This window comes from Vogesella indigofera (assembly GCF_028548395.1).
GTDB lineage: Bacteria > Pseudomonadota > Gammaproteobacteria > Burkholderiales > Chromobacteriaceae > Vogesella > Vogesella indigofera_A.
Genome location: NZ_JAQQLA010000003.1, coordinates 491,783 through 510,162 on the forward strand (window position 1 = coordinate 491,783; position 18,380 = coordinate 510,162).

16 protein-coding genes are annotated in these 18,380 nt (G+C 64.8%); 5 read left to right on the top strand and 11 right to left on the bottom strand.

What is annotated here, in order from left to right; translation table 11 throughout:
• The first annotated feature begins 34 nt into the window (after positions 1–34).
• The 5 genes from PQU89_RS04280 to PQU89_RS04300 all read left to right on the top strand — a co-directional run bounded on the left by PQU89_RS04280 (position 35) and on the right by PQU89_RS04300 (position 9,023).
• Entirely contained in the window at positions 35–3,736 is a 3,702-nt protein-coding gene (locus tag PQU89_RS04280; protein WP_272764769.1) for a nitrate reductase subunit alpha, read from the top strand.
• Positions 3,737–3,825: 89 nt separating this feature from the next.
• The gene (gene narH, locus PQU89_RS04285) at positions 3,826–5,376 is read left to right on the top strand and encodes a nitrate reductase subunit beta (protein WP_120809938.1); all 1,551 of its coding nucleotides are present in this window, start codon (positions 3,826–3,828) and stop codon (positions 5,374–5,376) included.
• Between the two features lie 2 nt (positions 5,377–5,378).
• Positions 5,379–6,041, top strand: a complete 663-nt coding sequence (narJ, locus tag PQU89_RS04290; protein ID WP_373321296.1) for a nitrate reductase molybdenum cofactor assembly chaperone — start codon at positions 5,379–5,381, stop codon at positions 6,039–6,041.
• A gap of 57 nt (positions 6,042–6,098) precedes the next feature.
• Positions 6,099–6,785: a respiratory nitrate reductase subunit gamma gene (gene narI, locus PQU89_RS04295; RefSeq protein ID WP_047965428.1), complete on the top strand. Its 687-nt coding sequence runs from the start codon at positions 6,099–6,101 to the stop codon at positions 6,783–6,785.
• 252 nt (positions 6,786–7,037) lie between these two features.
• Positions 7,038–9,023 (top strand): methyl-accepting chemotaxis protein, encoded by a 1,986-nt coding sequence (locus PQU89_RS04300; RefSeq protein WP_272764771.1) that lies wholly within the window; start codon positions 7,038–7,040, stop codon positions 9,021–9,023.
• 235 nt (positions 9,024–9,258) lie between these two features.
• On the opposite strand, the gene PQU89_RS04305 is transcribed toward PQU89_RS04300, so the two are convergent.
• The 11 genes from PQU89_RS04305 to PQU89_RS04355 form a co-directional block, all read right to left on the bottom strand.
• A complete protein-coding gene (locus PQU89_RS04305; RefSeq protein WP_120809935.1) occupies positions 9,259–10,188 on the bottom strand; it encodes a CysB family HTH-type transcriptional regulator in 930 nt (309 codons plus the stop codon).
• Positions 10,185–11,261, bottom strand: coding sequence for a sulfate/molybdate ABC transporter ATP-binding protein (locus tag PQU89_RS04310; protein ID WP_272764772.1), 1,077 nt, complete (start codon positions 11,259–11,261; stop codon positions 10,185–10,187). Before PQU89_RS04310 ends, PQU89_RS04305 begins: the two co-directional genes overlap by 4 nt.
• A gap of 78 nt (positions 11,262–11,339) precedes the next feature.
• Complete coding sequence (gene cysW, locus PQU89_RS04315; protein ID WP_272764773.1) at positions 11,340–12,221, bottom strand: sulfate ABC transporter permease subunit CysW; 882 nt, start codon at positions 12,219–12,221, stop codon at positions 11,340–11,342.
• Entirely contained in the window at positions 12,221–13,060 is an 840-nt protein-coding gene (cysT, locus tag PQU89_RS04320; RefSeq protein ID WP_120809933.1) for a sulfate ABC transporter permease subunit CysT, read from the bottom strand. Before cysT ends, cysW begins: the two co-directional genes overlap by 1 nt.
• A 292-nt stretch (positions 13,061–13,352) precedes the next feature.
• A complete protein-coding gene (locus PQU89_RS04325) occupies positions 13,353–13,850 on the bottom strand; it encodes a hypothetical protein (protein WP_272764774.1) in 498 nt (165 codons plus the stop codon).
• Positions 13,828–14,826 (bottom strand): sulfate ABC transporter substrate-binding protein, encoded by a 999-nt coding sequence (locus PQU89_RS04330; RefSeq protein ID WP_272764775.1) that lies wholly within the window; start codon positions 14,824–14,826, stop codon positions 13,828–13,830. Before PQU89_RS04330 ends, PQU89_RS04325 begins: the two co-directional genes overlap by 23 nt.
• A 114-nt stretch (positions 14,827–14,940) precedes the next feature.
• The gene (locus PQU89_RS04335) at positions 14,941–15,795 is read right to left on the bottom strand and encodes an ABC transporter ATP-binding protein (RefSeq protein ID WP_272764776.1); all 855 of its coding nucleotides are present in this window, start codon (positions 15,793–15,795) and stop codon (positions 14,941–14,943) included.
• On the bottom strand, positions 15,792–16,466 hold the full coding sequence (modB, locus tag PQU89_RS04340) for a molybdate ABC transporter permease subunit (RefSeq protein WP_272764777.1): 675 nt from the start codon (positions 16,464–16,466) through the stop codon (positions 15,792–15,794). The genes PQU89_RS04335 and modB overlap by 4 nt, the downstream gene beginning before the upstream one ends.
• Positions 16,463–16,861, bottom strand: a complete 399-nt coding sequence (locus tag PQU89_RS04345; RefSeq protein WP_272764778.1) for a TOBE domain-containing protein — start codon at positions 16,859–16,861, stop codon at positions 16,463–16,465. Before PQU89_RS04345 ends, modB begins: the two co-directional genes overlap by 4 nt.
• Positions 16,858–17,604, bottom strand: a complete 747-nt coding sequence (gene modA / locus PQU89_RS04350) for a molybdate ABC transporter substrate-binding protein (protein WP_272764779.1) — start codon at positions 17,602–17,604, stop codon at positions 16,858–16,860. The genes PQU89_RS04345 and modA overlap by 4 nt, the downstream gene beginning before the upstream one ends.
• 11 nt (positions 17,605–17,615) lie before the next feature.
• Entirely contained in the window at positions 17,616–18,371 is a 756-nt protein-coding gene (locus PQU89_RS04355) for a TOBE domain-containing protein (protein WP_272764780.1), read from the bottom strand.
• Positions 18,372–18,380 lie beyond the last annotated feature (9 nt).

Here is an 18,380-nt window from a genome sequence, read left to right on the forward strand (position 1 = left end):
CGGGCCGCAATGGCGGCAAAAATACGGAGGCAAAATGAGCCACTTTCTCGACAGACTGAATTTTCTGGGCAAGGTGAAATCCACCTTCGCCGATGGCCACGGTGCGGTGGTAAAAGAAGACCGCAAGTGGGAAGACGGCTACCGTCAACGCTGGCAGCACGACAAGATCGTGCGTTCCACCCACGGCGTGAACTGCACCGGCTCCTGTAGCTGGAAGGTGTATGTCAAAAACGGCCTGATCACCTGGGAAACCCAGCAGACCGACTACCCGCGTACCCGTCCCGATCTGCCTAACCACGAACCGCGCGGCTGCCCCCGTGGTGCGTCGTACAGCTGGTACGTGTATTCCGCCCAGCGCGTGAAATACCCGATGGTGCGCGGCCGCCTGATGAAGCTGTGGCGCGAAGCCCGCAAGACCATGGGCGCCATTGATGCCTGGGAACAGATCAGCCAGAACCCGGAAACAGCCAAACAGTACAAATCCAAGCGTGGCCAGGGCGGTTTCGTGCGCGCCAGCTGGGATGAAGTGAATGAAATCATCGCGGCATCCAATGCCTACACCATCAAGAACTACGGCCCTGACCGCGTAGTCGGCTTCTCGCCGATTCCGGCAATGTCGATGGTGTCCTACGCTGCCGGTAGCCGCTACCTGTCGCTGATCGGTGGCGTACCGCTGTCGTTCTATGACTGGTACTGCGACTTGCCGCCGGCCTCGCCGCAGGTCTGGGGCGAACAGACCGACGTGGCCGAATCGGCCGACTGGTACAACTCCACCTACCTGATGGTATGGGGCTCCAACGTACCGATGACACGTACCCCGGACGCCCACTTCTATACCGAAGTGCGCTACAAGGGCACCAAGACCGTGGCGGTATCATCCGACTTCGGCGAAATGGCCAAGTTCGGCGACATCTGGCTGGCGCCGAAGCAGGGCACCGACGCCGCGCTGGCAATGGCGATGGGCCATGTCATCTTCAAGGAGTTCCACCTCGACAATCCGTCGGCCTACTTCACCGATTACATCCGTCAGTACACCGACATGCCGATGCTGGTGACGCTGCGCCAGGACGGCGGCCGTTACGTGCCGGACTACTTCCTGCGTGCCTCGCACCTGGAAGCCAATCTGGGCGAGAACACCAACCCGGAATGGAAAACGCTGATCATCGACGAGCTCAGCGGCAAGATCGTGGCACCGAACGGCTCCATCGGTTTCCGCTGGACCCAGCCAGAAGGCGAAGCCGGCAAGTGGAACCTGGAAGAGAAGGACGGCGGCAACGGTAACGAAGTCAAGGGTCGCCTGTCGCTGATCGAACAGCGTGACGACGTGGTCGGCGTGGCCTTCCCGTACTTCGGTGCCGAGCACGACGAACTGCTGACCCGCAACGTGCCGGTCAAGCGCATCACCCTCGCCGACGGCAAGCAGGCGCTGGTGGCCACCGTGTTCGACCTGATGGCGGCCAACTACGGCATCGACCGTGGCCTCGGCGGCGGCAACGTGGCGAAGGACTACTTCGACGACGTACCGTACACCCCGGCCTGGCAGCAGAAACACACCGGCGTGAAGCCGGAGATGGTGATCCAGGTGGCGCGCGAATTCGCGCAGAACGCCGACCAGACCCGCGGCAAGTCGATGGTGATCGTCGGCGCGGCGCTGAACCACTGGTACCACATGGATATGACCTACCGCGGCATCATCAACATGCTGATGATGTGCGGTTGTATCGGCCAGAGCGGCGGTGGCTGGTGCCACTACGTCGGCCAGGAAAAACTGCGTCCGCAAACCGGCTGGGCACCGCTGGCCTTCGCCGCCGACTGGAACCGTCCGGCACGCCAGATGAACGGCACCAGCTTCTTCTACGCGCACACCAGTCAGTGGCGCCACGAGAAACTGGGCGTCAACGAGATCCTGTGCCCGACTGCCAACGGCAGCATGGCCAACATGGCGCTGATCGACTACAACGCCAAGGCCGAGCGCATGGGCTGGTTGCCGTCGGCACCGCAGCTGACCACCAACCCGCTGGACATTACCCGTCTCGCCGCGGCCGAAGGCAAGGATCCGATCGCCTACACGGTGGAAAGCCTGAAGTCCGGCAAGCTGGACATGGCCTGCAACGATCCGGACAACCCGAAGAACTTCCCGCGCAATATGTTCGTGTGGCGTTCCAACATCCTGGGTTCCTCCGGCAAGGGCCACGAGTACTTCCTGAAGTACCTGCTCGGCACCCAGAACGCGGTGATGAATAGCGAAGAAGGCTGCATCAAGCCGACCGAAATCACCGTGCGTCCGGCGGTGGAAGGCAAGCTCGACCTGCTGGTGGTGCTGGACTTCCGCATGTCCACCACCTGCCTGTACGGCGACATCGTGCTGCCGACCGCCACCTGGTACGAGAAGGACGACCTCAACACCTCCGACATGCACCCATTCATCCACCCGTTGTCGGAAGCGGTACAGCCGCTGTGGCAGGCGAAGAGTGACTGGGAAATCTACAAGGGCTTCGCCAAGGCGATCTCTGAAGTAGGCGGCGACTACCTCGGCGTGCAGAAGGATCTGGTACTGACCCCGCTGATGCACGACACCCCGGAAGAGCTGGGTCAGCCATTCGACCCGCGCGACTGGAAAAAAGGCGAGTGCGACCCGATTCCAGGCAAGACCATGCCGAAGATGACGGTAGTGGAACGCGATTACACCAAGATCTACGACAAGTTCACCTCCATCGGCCCGTTGCTGGAAAAAGTGGGCAACGGCGGCAAGGGCATCGCCTGGAAAACCGGCCACGAAGTGGACGTGCTGCGCGGCCTGAACCAGACCGTGGCAGAAGGTGTTGCCGCCGGCCAGCCGAAGCTGAATACCGCCATCGACGCGGCAGAGATGATCCTGACGCTGGCACCGGAAACCAACGGCCACGTGGCAGTGAAGGCCTGGGGCGCGCTGTCCAAGATCACCGGACGCGACCACACCCATCTGGCACTGCCGCGCGAGCATGACTCCATCCGCTTCCGCGACGTGCAGGCGCAGCCACGCAAGATCATTTCCTCGCCGACCTGGTCGGGTCTGGAAAGCGAAGAAGTCAGCTACAACGCCGGCTACACCAACGTGCACGAGCTGATCCCATGGCGCACCATCACCGGTCGCCAGCAGTTCTACCAGGATCACCAGTGGATGCGTGCTTTCGGCGAAGGCCTGTGTGTCTACAAGCCGCACGTGGACCTGAAGACCACCGAAGCCATCCTAGGCAAGAAGCCGAACGGCAATAGCGAGATCGTGCTGAACTGGATCACGCCGCACCAGAAGTGGGGTATCCACAGTACCTACTCCGACAACCTGCGCATGCTGACGCTGTCGCGTGGCGGCCCGCACGTCTGGGTGTCCGAGATCGACGCCAAGAAGGCCGGCATCGTCGACAACGACTGGATCGAGGTGTTCAACGTCAACGGCACGCTGACGGCCCGTGCGGTGGTATCGCAGCGGGTTCCGGAAGGCATGAGCCTGATGTACCACGCCCAGGAGAAGATCGTGAACGTGCCGGGCGCGGAAACCAGCGGCAAGCGCGGCGGTATCCACAACTCGGTAACGCGAGCGGTCACCAAACCGACGCACATGATCGGCGGCTACGCCCAGCTGTCGTGGGGCTTCAACTACTACGGCACCGTCGGCTCCAACCGCGACGAATTCGTGATCGTACGCAAGATGAAGAACGTGGACTGGCTGGACAAGCCGCTGGCTGATAACGCCTAAACCCTTTTGGCCGCGAAGCCCGCGCCGACATGCAGTGACGCTGTAAGGTGTCGTGCGCGGGGTTTGTCGCAAAAAACAGGAGTATCACAATGAAAATCCGTGCCCAAATCGGTATGGTGCTCAACCTCGACAAGTGCATCGGTTGCCATACCTGTTCGGTAACCTGCAAGAACGTGTGGACCAGTCGCGACGGTGTCGAATACGCGTGGTTCAACAACGTCGAGACCAAGCCCGGCATCGGCTATCCCAAGGACTGGGAGAACCAGGACAAATGGCAGGGCGGCTGGGTGCGCAAGCCCAACGGCAAGCTGGAGCCGCGCCAGGGCGGCCGTCTGAAGATCCTCGCCAACGTGTTCGCCAACCCGAACCTGCCGGCGATCGACGAATACTACGAGCCGTTCACCTACGACTACGAACATCTGCAGAACGCGCCGGAAATGATCACGCCGCCGACTGCACGCCCGGTATCGGTACTGACCGGCAAGAAGATGGACAAGATCGAGTGGGGCCCGAACTGGGAAGACGACCTCGGCGGCGAATTCAGCAAGCGTTCCAAGGACGCGCTGTTCGAAGGCATCCAGAAGGAGATGTACTCGGCCTTCGAGAACACCTTCATGATGTACCTGCCGCGCCTGTGCGAACACTGCCTGAACCCGGCCTGTGTCGCCAGCTGCCCGTCCGGCTCCATCTACAAGCGTGAAGACGACGGCATCGTGCTGATCGACCAGGACAAGTGCCGCGGCTGGCGCATGTGCGTGTCGGGCTGCCCGTACAAGAAGATTTACTACAACTGGACTACCGGCAAGGCCGAGAAGTGCATCTTCTGCTACCCGCGTATCGAAGCCGGTCAGCCGACTGTGTGCTCCGAGACCTGCGTTGGCCGCATCCGCTATCTGGGCGTGCTGCTGTACGACGCCGACAAGATCGAAGCCGCTGCCAGCGTCGAAGATCCGAAGAGCCTGTACGAAGCGCAACTGGGCGTGTTCCTCGACCCGAACGCACCGGAAGTGATCGCCGAAGCCAAGAAGCAGGGCATCGCCGACAGCTGGTTGCTGGCCGCACAGAACTCGCCAGTCTACAAGATGGCGATGGAGTGGAAGGTAGCGTTCCCGCTGCATCCGGAATACCGCACGCTGCCGATGGTGTGGTACATCCCGCCACTGTCGCCGATCCAGTCCGCACTGGAAAACGGCCTGATCGGCGAGAACGGCATCATCCCGGACGTGAAAGACTTGCGCATCCCGATCCAGTACCTGGCCAACCTGCTGACTGCCGGCAAGGAAGAGCCGGTGGTGAAAGCGCTGGAAACCATGGTCGCCATGCGCCGCTACATGCGCAAGAAGAGCGTGGAGAAAGTCATCGACGAAAGCACGCTGAAGGGCACCCATCTCAAGGCCGCGCAAGTGGAAGAGATGTATCAGGTGATGGCGATTGCCAACTACGAAGACCGCTTCGTGATTCCGTCCAGCCACAAGGAAATGGTGGAAAACACCTTCGACGACAAGGCCAGCTGCGGCTTCACCTTCGGTAACGGCTGCTCCAGCGGCACGTCCGAGCCTAGCCTGTTCGGCAAGAAGAAGGCTTCCCCCATCGTGTTCCACGACATGCGTCGCGACCGCAAGGCCAACGCCGGAGAATGAGCATGCACAACCCGATGATTTATCGTGCGCTGGCGGCGCTGCTGGGTTACCCGCAGCCTGACCTGATCGCCGCGCTGCCGGAAATCCGCGCAGTGCTGGCCGACGACGCCACCCTGGTGGCCGCGGTCGAGCCGCTGCTGCAAAGGTTGGCCGCAGGCGAGCTGATCGAGGTACAGCAGGACTACGTGCAGATCTTCGACCGCAACCCGTCGCACTCGCTGCACCTGTTCGAGCATATCCACGGCGAGGACCGCGCCCGCGGTCAGGCGATGGTGGACCTGATCGAGGAATACAAGGCGCACGGCTTCGAGCCGGTCAGCGAAGAGCTGCCGGACTATGTGCCGCTGTTCCTGGAATTCCTGTCGCTGTGCGAGGCCGACGAAGCCAATCGCCTGCTGGGTGATGCGGTGCACGTACTGGCCCACGTCGCCGGCCGACTGGTGGAAAGCGGCAGCGACTACGCCGGCGTGCTGCAGGCGCTGGTCTCGCTGTCGCCGGTAGCACCGGAGCCACTGTCGGTGCCGCCGATCCGCGACATGGACGAAGCGCTGGAAACCTTCGGCCCCGGTGCCGATGGTGTCGAGCCACTGCTGAAGCCGACGCTGCCGCACATCGCCCCGGTCAATTTCTATCCCAAGGGTAGCGGCCCGGCCGCCTGCCATTAATCCGCTGACGGTCCGGGTGGGCGCTGGCGCTCACCCGTTGGCCGCAAGGAGAAAGACATGGACTACTTGCATCAATTCGTTTTCGGGATCTATCCCTACATCGCGCTGGCCATTTTCCTGCTCGGCAGCCTGATGCGCTTCGAGCGCGAGCAATACAGCTGGAAGAGCGAATCCAGCCAGCTGTTGCATCGCGGCAGCCTGCGCCTGGGCAACATCCTGTTCCACCTCGGCATCATCGGCCTGTTCTTCGGTCATGCCGTCGGCCTGCTGACGCCGGTGGCGGTGTGGGATGCGCTGGGCGTGACGCACAGCTTCAAGCAGGTATTCGCGATGACCGCCGGCGGCATCATGGGTACCCTGTGCCTGATCGGCGTGCTGCTGCTGTTGCATCGCCGCTTCTCCAACGACCGTCTGACGGCAAACACCACCTGGCGTGACAAGCTGGTGCTGCTGTGGATCTTGGCTACCTTGCTGCTCGGCCTGTCAACCATCGCGGTATCGGCCGGCCATCTGGATGGTCACGAAATGGTGTTGCTGATGAGCTGGGCACAGCACATCATCACCTTCCGTGGCGATGCCGCCACCTTTGTTGCCGGCGTGTCGCCGATGTTCAAGGCGCACCTGTTCATGGGCATGACCCTGTTCGTGATCTTCCCGTTCACCCGTCTGGTGCACGTGTGGAGCGGTTTTGGTGCCGTGACCTACCTCGGTCGCACCTGGCAGCTGGTACGGCCGCGCCATTAACAAGCATTGTTGTTGAAAAAAGGCCTGATTTCGCAATCAGGCCTTTTTTGTGCTTAATCAACGCGGATGTTGCAGCGCACTGCAATACTGACGGCGAATCAAGCCGATCCCGTGATTGCAGTGCAACATGTTGGCCGCACAATCAGTTGCGAATACACTATGCTTGATGCCTATACAAAATAAAACATGACCGGGCCGCAACGGTTTTAGAACGTGCCTGACAAGATTTCTCTACCCACCGGAGTCAATGCCATGCTTTCCCGCCTCAGTATTGGTCACAAGCTGATCCTGCTTGTCCTGCCGTTTGGTCTGATGACCTTCTTCCTGGCTTCGACGCTGTCACTGCAGCGCTACAGCTTCCTCGGCGACATGCAGCAAGCCAAGCATCTGGTATCGGTTTCGACACTGGCCTCGACGCTGGTGGACACACTGCAGGCCGAGCGCGGCCTGAGCAACGGCTATCTGAACGGGCAGGGCGCACTGCCGCCTAGCCTGGGCGAAGCGCGCAGCAAGGCCGACGCCGCGCTGAAAGCACTGGAAAGCACCGCAGCGGCACTGCCGGATGGCGAGGTTAAACAGCGCGTTAATACCGTGGCCGGCGGTGTGCGCGGCCTGCTGGGGCAGCGTGGCGCCATTGACGGGCGGAGCCTGGCGGCACCGGCCGCCTTTGCCGCCTACAGCCAGCAGATCGAGGCGCAGATCGCGCTGGTCGCCAGCCTCGGCACCGCTTCCGACGAGGGCGATGTCATCCGCTTCAGCACCGCCTTGTCCAACCTGCTGTGCACCAAGGAATACGCCGGCCGCGAGCGCGGTTTCGTCAACGGTGCGCTGGCCGGCGGCGGTCTGACCCAGGCCAGCCTCGGCCAGGCCATCGGCCTGCAGGCGCGCCAGGACGGCTGCGCCGGACAGCTGCTGCTGCTGGCGCCACCAGAGCTGGCGCAATCGCTGCAACCGTTCCTGCAGTCCGATGCTGCCGCCACCCTGAAACAGTTGCGCAGCAGCATCTACGGCGCCGAGCCGGGCACGCCGCCGAGCGTGACGCCGGAGCAATGGTTTGCCGCCACCTCGGCGCAGATCGGCCAGCTGAAAACGGCGCAGGAAAAGCTGCTGCAGCAGCTGGATGACGTGGTAGCACGGAATATCGACGAAGCGTGGCGCAGCCTGATGATCACCCTCGGCGGCACCCTGCTGCTGTCGCTGCTACTGCTGATCGGCGGCCTGGCGGTGTACCGCAGCATCCGCAAGCCGGTGATGCGCCTGGAGCAACTGATGACCAGCATGAGTCACAATCTGGACCTGGCTCCACGCGCGAGGCTGGAAGGCGACGACGAGATCGCGCGCATGGGCCGTGCCTTCGACGAGCTGGTCGATGCCTTTGCCGGCACCCTGAAGGTGGTGAAGAGCAATGCTCACAGCCTGATGAGCGCCGCCGAAGCGCTGCAGACGGTCTCGGCCCGCGCCGCCTCCGCCGCGGAAGCACAAAGCGAATCGTCGACCCAGATCGCGGCGGCGGTCGAGGAAATGACCGTCGGCATCGCCTCGGTGCGCGACAACACCCACGACAACCTGACCGTGGCACAGCAGATGCAGCAGGGCGTCAACGCCGGCCGCGAGCGGATGCAGGAAACCACCCAGGCGATGCAGCACACTGCCGGCTCGCTGGACAGCGCCGGTGAGGTGATCGTCAGCCTGGCCGACAAGTCGCAGAGCATCCGCCAGATCATCACCGCGATTCGCGACATCGCCGACCAGACCAACCTGCTGGCGCTGAATGCGGCGATCGAAGCCGCCCGCGCCGGGGAAATGGGCCGCGGCTTTGCCGTGGTCGCCGACGAAGTACGCAAACTGGCGGAACGCACCGGCAAGGAAACAGTGGAAATCACCCAGCTGATCGAGGTGATCACCAACGAGACCGCCAACGCCGCCGGCCAGATGCGCACCGCGCGCACGCGCATGGAAAGCGGCCTCGACCTGGTGCAGGCCACCCTGCAGGATCTCGACGGCATTCACGACGAGGCCAACCAGACCGCGGCCAAGAGCCAGGATACTGCCGCCGCGATGCAACAGCAGGCTGCGGCCAGCAACGAAGTCGCCGTCAACATCAGCCGCATCGCCTCGCTGGCCGAAGACAATGCGCTGATCGTCGACGAGGCGGCGGCGCTGTCGGCACAGCTGAACCAGACCGCAACCGAACTGGTGGCGCAAGTCGACCGCTTCAAGCACACCTCGCAAGCCTGAACCGCACTTTTCGCCCGGCAATGACAATGCGGCCAACCTTTCTCAAGGTTGGCCGCATTGTTTGGGGCGCGGGTAACCGGTCACGAAGTGTGGCCCAGACCCTGTTCATCATTTCGCGAGCCAAGGCCAGGCAAGGCGGTGGGCCAAAAATGCGCCGTTGATGTTGAGATCAATACGCCTGTTCTGGCCCATTCCAGCACCGGTTCACGCCGCGCAGCAGATCGTGTACAGGTGCTCAGTCCTGCGCCACCGGCGACAGCGCACGACGCACGGTGTCTTCGTCCAGCGCCGCTGAGCACAGCTCGATGAAGCGGTAGGCGTAGCTGCGCAGGTAGTGGCCGCGGCGGATGGCGACGCGGGTGGTCTGGTGGCCGAACAGCGGCGCACCTTCCACCACCCGCACCTGCGTATCGCGCTGCGGGTCCACCGCCATCGAGGCGATGATGCCGACGCCCAGCTCCAGCTCGACATAGGTCTTGATCACGTCGGCGTCCAGTGCCGCCATCACGATGTCCGGTGCCAGCGCGGCATCGGCGAAAGCGCGGTCGATCTGCGCGCGGCCGGTAAAACCGTGGTGGTAGGTGACGATCGGGTAGTCGGCCAGCGTTTCCAGCGTCAGTGGCTGCTGGTGCAGCGGGTGCGCGGGTGGCGCGATCACCGCGTGGTGCCAGCTGTAGTAGGGGAAGGACACCAGTTCCGGCACCTCGGCCACCGCCTCGGTGGCGATGCCGATGTCGGCCTCGCCGGCCAGCAGCAGCCGTACCAGCTCGTCCGGGCTGGCCTGGTGCAGCACCAGGTGCACCTTGGGGAAGGACTTCTTGAACGCGGTGACCACCTTGGGCAGCGCGTAGCGCGCCTGGGTGTGGGTGGTGGCGATGGTCAGCTGGCCCTCGTCGCGCTGGCTGAACTGCTCCGCCAGGCGCTTGATGTTGCCGGCGTCCAGCAGCATGCGCTCGACGATGGTCAGCAGCTCCTTGCCTGGGTCGGTCAGGCCGAGAAAACGCTTGCCCTTGCGCACGAACAGCTCCACCCCCAGCTCGTCCTCCAGGTCCTTGATGTGCTTGGACACGCCGGACTGCGAGGTGAACAGCGCGTTGGCCACCTCGGTCAGGTTGAAATTCTGTCTTACCGTCTCGCGGATGATGCGTAGTTGCTGGAAGTTCATGCGGCACCTGCCGTTTCGGGGTTGGCAAACACGCGCACGCTGCGCGGCTGCAGGCGTACCGGCTCGCCGGCGATCAGGCTGCCGGCCAGCGGGTGGCTGGCCGGCAGTTCGACATCGAAATGCTGGCCGGCCACGTCGTCGCGGCCTTCCAGCTCCACGCGGGTCAGCGCGCCCAGCGTCAGCACGCGGCTGATACGCGCCGGAATGCCGTGGCCGAACTCGTGGCGCACGATGTCCAGCTCGTGCGGGCGCACGAAGGCGATCACCTCGCCGTGCTGGCCGTTCTGCTCGGCGGTGAGGGTGGCGTTGCCGATGGCGATGCCGCCGGCGCTGCTGTGGCCCTCGAAGCGATTGGCGGCACCGAGGAAACCGTACACGAAGGGCGTCGCCGGCTGCTGGTAGACCTCGGCCGGGCTGCCGATCTGCTCGACGCGGCCGTGGTTCATCAGCACCACGCGGTCGGCCACTTCCAGTGCCTCTTCCTGGTCGTGGGTGACGAAGATCGAGGTGATGTGCAGCTCGTCGTGCAGGCGGCGCAGCCAGCGGCGCAGCTCCTTGCGCACCTTGGCGTCCAGCGCGCCGAACGGCTCGTCCAGCAGCAGCACGCGTGGCTCCACCGCCAGCGCGCGTGCCAGCGCGATACGCTGGCGCTGGCCGCCGGACAGCTGCGCCGGGAAGCGGTCGGCTAGCCAGTCCAGCTGCACCAGTTGCAGCAGCTCGTGCACCTTGCGTTTGATCTCGGCTTCGGACGGACGGATGTTGCGCGGCTTCATGCGCAGGCCGAAGGCGACGTTGTCGAATACGGTCATGTGGCGGAACAGCGCGTAGTGCTGGAACACGAAGCCGACCTGGCGCTCGCGCACGTGGGTGTCGGAGGCGTCGTCGCCGTCCAGCAGCACGCGGCCGCTGTCGGCCTGCTCCAGCCCGGCGATGACCCTTAGCAACGTGGTCTTGCCGCAGCCGGACGGTCCCAGCAGTGCCACCAGCTCGCCGCTGGGGAAGTCCAGCGTCAGGTTGTCCAGCGCAATGAAGTCACCGAAAGCCTTGTGGATATTCTGTACCTGGATGCTCATCTTTTTTCTCCGTGGCCGCGTCATGCGCGGCCCGTTCAAATTGGGGCAAGGTTGGCCGCAACGGCCAGCCTGTTGCGATCAGTCATGCGCCTGCGCGGCGCGCCATTCGATCCAGCTCTTCACTGCCAGCGTCACCAGTGCCAGCAGCGCCAGCAAGCTAGCCACGGCGAAGGCGGCGGCGAACTGGTACTCGTTGTAGAGTATCTCCACGTGCAGCGGCAGGGTGTTGGTCTCGCCGCGGATGTGGCCGGACACCACCGACACCGCGCCGAATTCGCCCATCGCCCGCGCATTGCTGAGGATCACGCCGTACAGCAGCGCCCAGCGCACATTGGGCAGCGTCACGTGCCAGAACACCTGCCAGCCGCGTGCCCCCAGCACCACCGCCGCTTCTTCTTCCTCGCGCCCCTGCGCCTGCAAGAGCGGAATCAGCTCGCGGGCGACGAACGGCACGGTGACGAACACGGTGGCCAGCACGATGCCCGGCACCGCGAAAATCACCTTGATGTCGTGCTCCAGCAGCCAGGGGCCGATCCAGCCGTGGCTGCTGAAGACCAGTACGTAGATCAGGCCGGCCACCACCGGCGACACCGAGAACGGCAGGTCGATCAGCGTGATCAGCAGCTGCTTGCCGCGGAAATCGAAGCGGGTGATCGCCCACGCCGCCGCCACGCCGAACACCAGGTTCAGCGGCACCGAGATGACCGCCGCCAGCAGCGTCAGCGTCACCGCCGACAGCGCGTCCGGCTCTACCAGCGCGTCGAGGTAGGTGTGCCAGCCCTTGGCCAGCGCCTCGGCAAACACCACCGCCAGCGGCAGCAGCAGGAAGATGGCGAAGAAGGTCAGCGCCACGCCGAGGATGGTGTACTTCACCCAGCGCGCCTCGCGGGTGGCCTGGCGGCTTTCCAGCAGCGCGGCGCGGTCGTGCTGGGCATACAGATTGGCAGTTATGGCGGCCATTATTCGCTCCTCCCGTTACGGCGTGCCTGCCACGCCTGCAAGCCGTTGATGGCCAGCAGCAGCAGGAAAGACGCCACCAGCATCACGCTGGCAATGGCGGTGGCGCCAGCGTAGTCGTACTGCTCCAGCTTGCTGATGATCATCAGCGGAGTGATTTCCGACACCATCGGGATGTTGCCGGCGATGAAGATCACCGAGCCGTACTCGCCGACGGCGCGGGCAAAGGCCAGCGCGAAGCCGGTCATCAGCGCCGGCTGCAACACCGGCAGGATCACGTGGCGGAAGGTCTGCCAGCGGTGCGCGCCGAGGCTGGTGGCGGCTTCTTCCAGCTCGGTTTCCAGGTCTTCCAGCACCGGCTGCACCGTGCGCACCACGAAGGGCAGGCCGATGAATACCAGTGCCACCAGCACGCCCAGCGGGCCGAACGCCACCTTGATGCCCAGCGGCTCCAGGTACTGCCCCAGCCAGCCGTTACCGGCGTACAGGGCGGTCAGCGCGATGCCGGCCACCGCGGTGGGCAGCGCGAACGGCAGGTCCACCAGTGCGTCGACCAGCTTCTTGCCGGGAAAGCGGTAGCGCACCAGCGACCACGCCAGCAGCAGGCCGAATACGGTGTTGATGGCGGCGGCCAGCAGCGCCATGCCGAAACTGAGCTGGTAGGAGGCCAGCACCCGCGGCGCGGTCACCGCGTCCCAGAACGCTTCCAGACTCAGGCTGCTGGCACGGATGAACACCGCCGCCAGCGGAATCAGCACCACCAGCGACAGGTAGGTCAGGGTGAAACCCAGCGACAGGCCGAAGCCGGGTAACACGCGGGGCAAGGTCGGCGCTTTGGTCATGGTGCGCCTCCGTCATGGGTAGTAGGCATCGCGGCATCCTGTTTTTATATAACTGCAAACAGGATATTGCCGATGGCCTTATTCCGAAAATAAGGAATTCTTCGTTGCTTATTCAATAAGCGAAAAAGCCGGCAGCGGGAACGGGATGGGTGTGAGCGGGCAAACCCTCAACCGGTGAGCGGCGGCTGCAGTCAGCCGGACAACGGGCGTTGTGCCTGTGGGCAAGGGATATAGATCGGGGGAGGGGAAGAAACGGTCGCAGTCAGCGGCCGGGTGCCGGGCGGCACGCTGACTACAGGTTGCCTTGCGGCCAACCTTCCACCTGCTGGCGCAGCTGTTGCAGCAGCAGGCGCAATTCGCCGAGCGCGGCATCGCCTTCGCCGCGCAGGGTGTGCAGCCGGCTGCCCCAGCGGCTGGCAAAGGCGACGGTACTGGTCAGCCGCGGCCAGTGCGCCTGCGGCGGGTGGCAGACGGTGAGGCTGGGGAAGGGCAGCGGCGCGGCGGCGGCGAGGTCACCGCTGGGGGACAGCAGCAGGGCGCCGAGGGTGCGCTGCGGGTGGCGCGCCAGCACCGTCAGCGCCGGCAGGCACAGCTCGCCGGCGGCCAGCAGCAACACGCTTTTGCCGTGGCTATGCAGCCACTCGTCCAGCTCGGCGGCGCGCGCCAGCAGCAGCGCGTTCTGCTGGTGCCCGAGCCGCAGCAGGGTGTGGCCATCCGCCTCGCGGGCATCGGCCAGCACCAGCAGCGTACTCAGCGCGGCAGCAGGCTCAACGGGTAATGATCTGGTCAAAGATCGCTCCATCGGCGAAGTGGGTCTTCTGCGCGCGGGTCCAGCCGCCGAACACCTGGTCGATGGTGAACAGCTTCACCTTGCTGAACTTGTCGGCGTACTTGGCAGCCACCTTGGCGTCACGCGGACGGTAGTAGTTGGCCGCCGCCAGTTCCTGGCCTTGCGGGCTGTACAGGTATTGCAGGTAGGCTTCGGCCACCTTGCGCGTACCCTTTTTGTCGACCACCTTGTCCACCACGCTGACCGGTGGTTCGGCCAGGATGGACAGCGACGGGGTCACGATGTCGAACTTGTCCGGGCCCAGCTCCTTGGTGGCGAGGTAGGCTTCGTTTTCCCACGACAGCAGCACGTCACCGATGCCGCGCTGGGTGAAGCTGACCAGCGAGCCGCGGGCGCCGGAATCCAGCACTTTCACGTTCTGGAACACCTTCTTCACGAAGTCCTGCGCCTTGACGTTGTTGCCGCCCGGCTGTTTCAGCGCGTAGCCCCACGCCGCCAGGTAGTTCCAGCGTGCTCCGCCGGAGGTTTTCGGGTTCGGCGTCACTACTTCCACGCCGGGTTTGGTCAGGTCGTTCCAGTCCTTGATCGCTTTCGGGTTGCCCTTGCGCACCAGGAACACGATGGTGGAGGTGTACGGTGACGCGTTGTTCGGCAGGCGTTTCTGCCAGTTGGCCGGGATCAGCTTGGCTTCGGTGTGCAGCGCGTCGACGTCGTAGGCCAGCGCCAGCGTCACCACGTCGGCCTCCAGGCCGTCGATCACGCCGCGCGCCTGCTTGCCGGAGCCGCCGTGCGACTGCTTGATGGTGACGGTTTCACCGGTCTTGGCCTTCCAGTGCTTGGCAAAGGCGGTGTTGAAATCCTGGTACAGCTCGCGCGTCGGGTCGTAGGACACATTCAGCAGGCTGACATCGGCGTAGGCGAAGCTGGCGCTGCCCAGCAGCAGGGCGGTGATGATCTGGCGGGACGAGAACGACATGATGGTTTCCTTGTGTGCGTGCAGTGATGGCACCACTGTAGCGGGCGCTCTTATGCAAACAAACCAAGAAAATCTGTATTGCTAATCGCGTTTGGCGATATCAAAACCGGCGAGCTAGCCCGGTTGCAGTGCGCCGGCCGACAGTCGGATGCGCTGCCCCGCGCTCAGCGTGGCAGCATCCTGCGCGCTGAGTAGCACTTCCACCAGCTCGCCGGCGATCAGCACCGTCACCCGCCACATCACGTCGGCCGGCTGGCAGGCCAGCACCTCGCCGTGCAGCGCGACGCGACTGCTGTCGCGCGGCGTCTGCAAAAACACCTGCGCCGGTGTGCCCTGCGCGCTGATGCGGCCGTGCTCCAGCTGCAGCACCTGGTCGGCCACCGCGAAGATCTCGCCCAGATCGTGGCTGACCATCACCGTGGTCAGTGCAAAGCGCTGGTGCATGTCACGCAACATCCGCTGCAGCTCACGGCGCAGGCCGTGATCCAGTGCCGACAGCGGCTCGTCCAGCAACAGCAAGGTTGGCCGCATCGCCAGCGCCCGCGCCAGCGCCACGCGCTGCTTCTGGCCGCCGGACAGCTGCGCCGGGCGCTGCCGTGCCAGCGCCGCCAGCCCGCACACTTCCAGCAGTTCCCGCACCAGTGCGCCATCGCCGCGTGCGGCGCCAAAGGCGATGTTGTCGGCCACGCTAAGGTGCGGAAACAGTGCGTAATCCTGGAACACCATGCCGATACGGCGCTGCTGCACCGGCAGGCTGTGGTTTGCGCGCAGCCAGTCGGCGCCGTTCACCCGCAGCCAGCCATCATCGGCCGTTTCCAGCCCGGCCAGCAGCCGCAGCAGCGTGGTCTTGCCGGCGCCGGACGCGCCGCTGAGTACGGTAAAACTGCCGGCGGCCAGCGTGGCGGCGACGTCCAGCTGCAACTGGCCGTTGGCGCCGTGGCGGGTTTTCTGCAGCGAAAATTCGATCATGCGATACGCTCCGCGCGGCGGCGCAACAGGTTGACCAGCAAGACCACGGCAAAGGAGAACGCGCACAGGATGGCGGCGTAGGCGTGGGCGGCCGGGTAGTTCAGCGCCTCGACCTCGTTGTAGACCGCGATCGACGCCACCCGCGTCACGCCGGGGATGTTGCCGCCTATCATCAGTACCAGGCCGAATTCACCGACGGTGTGGGCAAAGCTCATCACCACGCCGGCCACCAGTGCCGGCCGCACGCAGGGCAGCTCGACGCGCAGCAGGGTGGAGAGCCGTGATTTGCCCATGGTCCAGGCCGCCTCGCGCAGGCTGGGCGGCAAGCCGCTGAGCGCCGCCGCCACCGGCTGCACCATGAACGGCAGGCTGAACAGCACCGAGCCGATCACCAGCCCGGCAAAGGAAAACACCAGGTTGACGCCGAATGCCTCTCGCAGCCAGGCGCCGGGCGCATTGGCCGGCGACAGTGCCAGCAGCAGGTAGAAGCCGAGCACCGACGGCGGCAGCACCAGCGGCATCGCCACCAGCGTGTCTACCAGCGGCCGCAGCCGCGATCGGCTGTGCGCCAGCCACGCCGCCAGCGGCAGACCGAGCAGCAGCAGAAGCAGGGTAGTGGTCGCCGCCAGCCGGAAGGTCAGCCACAGCGGGGCGAGATCGAGTCCGCTCATGGTGCCGGCTCCAGCAGTTGCAGCGCGTTGGACTTGATCAGCGCGTACACCGTCATGCCCTCATGCAGCGCCAGCGAGTCGCAGGAGCGGCGGGTAATCACCGCGTGCAGGGTGGCGCCGGCGCTGTGCAGCGTGACATCACTGAACAGCTCGCCGTGGCGGATGGCCACGATGTGGCACGGCAGGCTGTTGCGGATGCTCAGCGTCGGGCAGGGCGCGGTGGATAGCGCCACGTCCAGCTCGCGGAACAGCACCTCCACCGTTTGCCCGGCCTGCCACGGCGGCAATGCGGCACTGGCAAACGCGGTGCAAGGTTGGCCGCACAGCGTCAGCTCCAGCAGGTGCAGGCCGTCGGCGCTGTGCAGCGCGTGGATGGTGGCCGGCAGCCGGTTCATGGCAGGCGGTAGCCGTAGCGCTGCAGGATCTGCCGCGCGGCCGGGCCGGACAGGTAGTCGAACAGCTTGCGCGCGTCTGGGTTGGCTGCCGCCGGTTTCAGCAGCACCATGTCCTGCACGATGGGCTGGTGGCTGGCGGCGGGGATGTCCACCCAGCGGCCGATGTCCTTCATCTGCGGCGCCAGCACCAGCGCCTTGGCGACAAAGCCGGCCTGCGCCGCGCCGCTGTCGACGAACTGCGCCGCCTGCGCGATGTTGTCGCCGCTGACCAGCCGCGGCGTGACGCTGGCGCTTAGCCGGTAGTAGTCCAGCACCCGCAGCGCTTCGCTGCCGTAGGGCGCGGTGCGCGGATTGGCGATGGCGATCTTGCCGCTGCCGGCCGCCAGCCACTGCTGCCACTGCTTGGTATTGAATTGCGGGTCTTTCGACCACAGCACCAGCGCGCCCAGCGCGTAGCTTTTCGGTGCCTGCAGCGTAAAGCCGGCCTGCGCCAGCTTTTGCGGAAACTCGTTGTCGGCGGACAGGAACAGCTCGAACGGTGCGCCGTTCATGATCTGGGTGGCGAACTTGCCGGAAGAGGCGAACGACGGTTGCACCGCGATGCCGGTGTCGCGGCTGAAGCTGGCGGCGATGTCGGCAAACGCATACTGCACGTTGGCCGCCACCGCCACCTGTACCGGCGCGGCGTTGGCGAGAGAGGTGGCGCACAGCGCCAGCAGACTGCACAGCAGGGTAGGTTTCATCGGGTTTCCGTTTAGTCGAGTATGCCCAGAATCACGCTCTGGGACGAGAATAGCGCGCACACCGCGTCGTCTACCGCGATGGCGAGGCTGGCCAGGCTGTCGTTGTCGACCATCGCGCACAGGCTGTAGCCGCCGGGCAGGGTGACGATCACCTCGCTGTTGACCAGGCCGGCGGTGATGCGGCCAACCTTGCCCGGCAGGCGGTTGGCGATGGCGATCTGCGCCGCCGCCTGCGGTAGCGCCAGGGTGACCCACGACGCCTTGATCAGCGCGATGGCGTGGCCGCCTTCGTGCAGTGCCAGCTCGTCGCAGCTTTCGCGGGTGATCTGTGCCTGCAGCTGGCTGCCGCCGGGTAGGCGCAGGGTGATGGTGTCGTTGACCGCGCCGCGCTGGATGTGGCTGATTTCGCCGGCCAGCTGGTTACGCGCCGAGGTACGCACCGCCAGCCGGGCCAGCAGCGCCAGCGTCTGCCGCTCCTGCTGCGAGCCGGCCTGCAGCGCGACGCCGGTTTTCTCCCACGCGTCCAGCAGCTGTTCGCCCAGCGCGGTCAGCCGCGTGCCGCCGCCGCCCTTGCCGCCGGTCAGCCGCGCCACCAGCGGTTGCGGACTGAGGTTGTTGATGTTGTCGATGTGCTGCCACGCCGCCTTGTAGCTGAGCTGGCACTGGCGCGCGGCGGCGCTGATCGAGCCGTGCTCGCGGATGGCGCGCAACAGCGCGATGCGCTGGCCGGTGCCCTTGCCGGCGAAGGGTTGCAGCAACTCGCTCATCGCTATTCT